Below are 2,844 nucleotides of genomic sequence, written 5' to 3' on the forward strand. Positions count from 1 at the left end.
GGGCGCGAGGCGACCGACGAAACCGACCACCAACCGGTCGCTGTCACCGATCCAGGACTGCCGCAACACCGAACTACGACGCGAAGGCGCGAATCGTTGTGCGTCGACGCCCCGGGCCCATCGGTGCACACGCGGAATGCCGTGCTCTTCGAGCGCGTCGACTGCCGACGTGGAGGGCGCGAGGGTCCTGTTGCAGCTCTTGTGGATTCGACGGGTCCACGCCCACGCGGCGCGGCTCGTGACGCCGAGCCCGTAGCTTTCGGCAAATCCGGCGACATCGGTTTGGTACACCGCGACGGTGGGGATCCCGAGCCTCTTGGCGACGGCCACTCCCCCGGCGCCGAGCAGGAACGGCGATGCCAGATGGACGACGTCGGGCGCGAAGGTCCGCACGGCTGTGGTCAGGCGTGGTTGCGGCAGACCGACGGGAAGTGAACTGACTTTGGGAACCATGACGGCCGGCACCCGAACTACCTGCACGCCGTCGTGTTCGGTGGCGGCAGAGGTGTCGGATCCGACGGTGTCTGGCGCAATGACCATGGCGTCGTGGCCAGTGCGATCGAGGTGTTCGAGCACGCGTAGTACCGAGTTGGTGACGCCGTTCATGTTGGGCAGGAATGACTCCGCAACGATGGCTACTCTCACATCGAGAACGGTGACAGGGCCAGGAAAAGTCCACGTCATGTTCGTGTGAAGTTCGGGCCTTGGAACGAATCAGCTTGACCGTCTGTTCCACCTGCTGAAGGAAGGCCTTCGACGCGTCCGCGAACAGAAGGTGCGCCTCGTCGAAGATGAACACGAGCTTCGGCTTGTCCAGATCTCCCTCCTCCGGCAGCGTCTGGAACAGGTCCGCGAGCACCCACATCAGGAAGGTGGAGAACATCGCCGGGCGTGCCGCCTGAGCGCCGAGTTCGAACAGCGTAATCACGCCGGCGCCGCCGACGACACGCAACAGGTCCTCGGTCTCGAGTTCCGGTTCGCCGAAGAAGGTGTCACCGCCGTCGGCTTCGAGGTTGACCAAGGCGCGCAGAATCACTCCGGCGGTTGCCGAGGAAACTCCACCGATACCTTTCAGATCCGCCTTGCCCTCAGCGCTCGTCAGGTGGGCGATGACCGAACGCAGATCCTTGAGGTCCAGCAGAGCGAGGCCCTGAGTGTCGGCCCAGTGGAAGATCAGCCCGAGTGTCGATTCCTGGGTCTCGTTGAGGCCCAACACTTTACTGAGCAGGATCGGCCCGAAACTGGTGATGGTCGCGCGCACCGGGATACCGATTCCGTCAGTACCCAACGACAAGAACTCCACGGGCATCCCTGCGGGAGTCCACGAATCGTCACCCGTCTCGACTGCGCGAGCCTTCATCTTCTCGCTCGGCTCCCCTGCCTTCGACAGACCCGAGAGATCGCCCTTGACGTCGGCCATCACCACTGGCACACCCGCGGCAGACAGCTGCTCGGCGATGCCCTGCAACGTCTTGGTCTTGCCGGTACCCGTCGCACCGGCGATCAGGCCGTGACGGTTGATCGTCGCCAACGGAATCCGCACCCGCGCGGTGGGATCTGCCACCCCGTCGATCACCACCGAGCCCAGCTCGAGTGCTCGACCTTCGGATGAGTAGCCCGCCGCGATTTCAGCTGCAGCACCGGACGGCGCCGGGGCGGCGGGGGTAGCACCTGCAGATGCTTCGGCTTCAGCGGCAGCCGCTTCCTTCTCCGCTTCCTCGGCTGCTGCGGCGGCTTCAGCTGCAATCCGGGCGGCTTCGGCAGCGGCGGCCTTTGCAGCTTTCGCCTTCTCCGCCGGCGTCAGCGGCGCGGCTCCGTCCTTCGGATCCACGGTCATCGAAAAGCCCTCCTCGTTGCAGTGCGGCGAAGATCTTGTCATCACCCGAGCGCCGTCCTGCACGCACCCGAGTTTCCACCGCAGACCTTATCCCGCGGCCGCGCGCACTACTGTGTTCCTGGTGCAGGACAAATTGGTATGGATCGATTGTGAAATGACCGGGCTGCGACTCGAGTCGGACAAACTCATCGAGATTGCGGCTCTGGTGACCGACAGCGACTTGAACATCTTGGGCGAAGGTGTGGACATCGTCATCCACGCCGACGACGACGCTCTGGCGGCAATGCCCGACGTCGTGAAGAAGATGCACGCGAAGTCGGGACTGACCGAAGAGGTCAGGAAGTCGACGGTCACCCTCGCCGAGGCGGAGAAAGAAGTGCTCGCGTACATCCGCAAGCACGTTCCCGTCGCCGGTACGGCGCCCTTGGCAGGCAACTCCATCGCCACCGACCGCGGATTCATCTCACGCGACATGACGGCACTGGACACCTACCTGCACTACCGGATGATCGACGTGAGCTCCATCAAGGAACTTTCGCGCCGCTGGTACCCGCGGATCTACTTCGGCCAGCCCGAAAAAGGTCTCGCCCACCGAGCGCTCGCCGACATCAAGGAATCCATCCGCGAACTCAAGTACTACCGCGGCACCGCATTCGTCGCGGCGCCCGGACCGTCGAGCGCGGAGATCGCAGCCGTCGTAGAGGGCTTGGGTCCCGCCTGACCTGCCGATTGGCTTCCTGACCGACTTTCGCGCTAGTATCTCTTTCGTCAAAGCAGCCGGGTCAAACCGGTGGCCGAGGCAATGGTGGGCGTAGTTCAGTTGGTAGAGCACCAGGTTGTGATCCTGGCTGTCGCGGGTTCGAGTCCCGTCGCTCACCCAAGCGGAACCCCCGAGAATGTCGAAAGACATTCTCGGGGGTTCTTTTGGTTTGTGCGCTTGACTAAGATACGGACGAGCCGGTTTTTTTCAAAGGGTGAGCCAAGCCCTGGAACAGGCTCTCGCGCCC

2 protein-coding genes, 1 tRNA gene and 1 pseudogene are annotated in these 2,844 nt (G+C 63.6%); 2 read left to right on the forward strand and 2 right to left on the reverse strand.

Going from position 1 to position 2,844, the window contains the following annotated elements; translation table 11 throughout:
- Together ABT116_RS41850 and ABT116_RS41855 are read right to left on the reverse strand one after the other, a co-directional pair.
- The coding region (locus ABT116_RS41850) for a glycosyltransferase (RefSeq protein ID WP_351645611.1) at positions 1–684 on the reverse strand (684 nt) is incomplete at its 3' end.
- A gap of 31 nt (positions 685–715) precedes the next feature.
- A pseudogene (locus ABT116_RS41855) lies at positions 716–1,879 on the reverse strand (helicase HerA-like domain-containing protein); the annotation flags it as partial.
- 79 nt (positions 1,880–1,958) lie between these two features.
- Here ABT116_RS41855 and orn point away from each other — a divergent pair.
- Both orn and ABT116_RS41865 read left to right on the forward strand, forming a co-directional pair.
- The gene (orn, locus tag ABT116_RS41860; RefSeq protein ID WP_024487359.1) at positions 1,959–2,558 is read left to right on the forward strand and encodes an oligoribonuclease; all 600 of its coding nucleotides are present in this window, start codon (positions 1,959–1,961) and stop codon (positions 2,556–2,558) included.
- Between the two features lie 84 nt (positions 2,559–2,642).
- Positions 2,643–2,715: transfer RNA gene (locus tag ABT116_RS41865), tRNA-His, on the forward strand.
- Positions 2,716–2,844: the final 129 nt, after the last annotated feature.

It is taken from the genome of Streptomyces sp. NPDC002130, from assembly GCF_040296465.1.
Classification (GTDB): Bacteria; Actinomycetota; Actinomycetes; order Streptomycetales; family Streptomycetaceae; genus Streptomyces.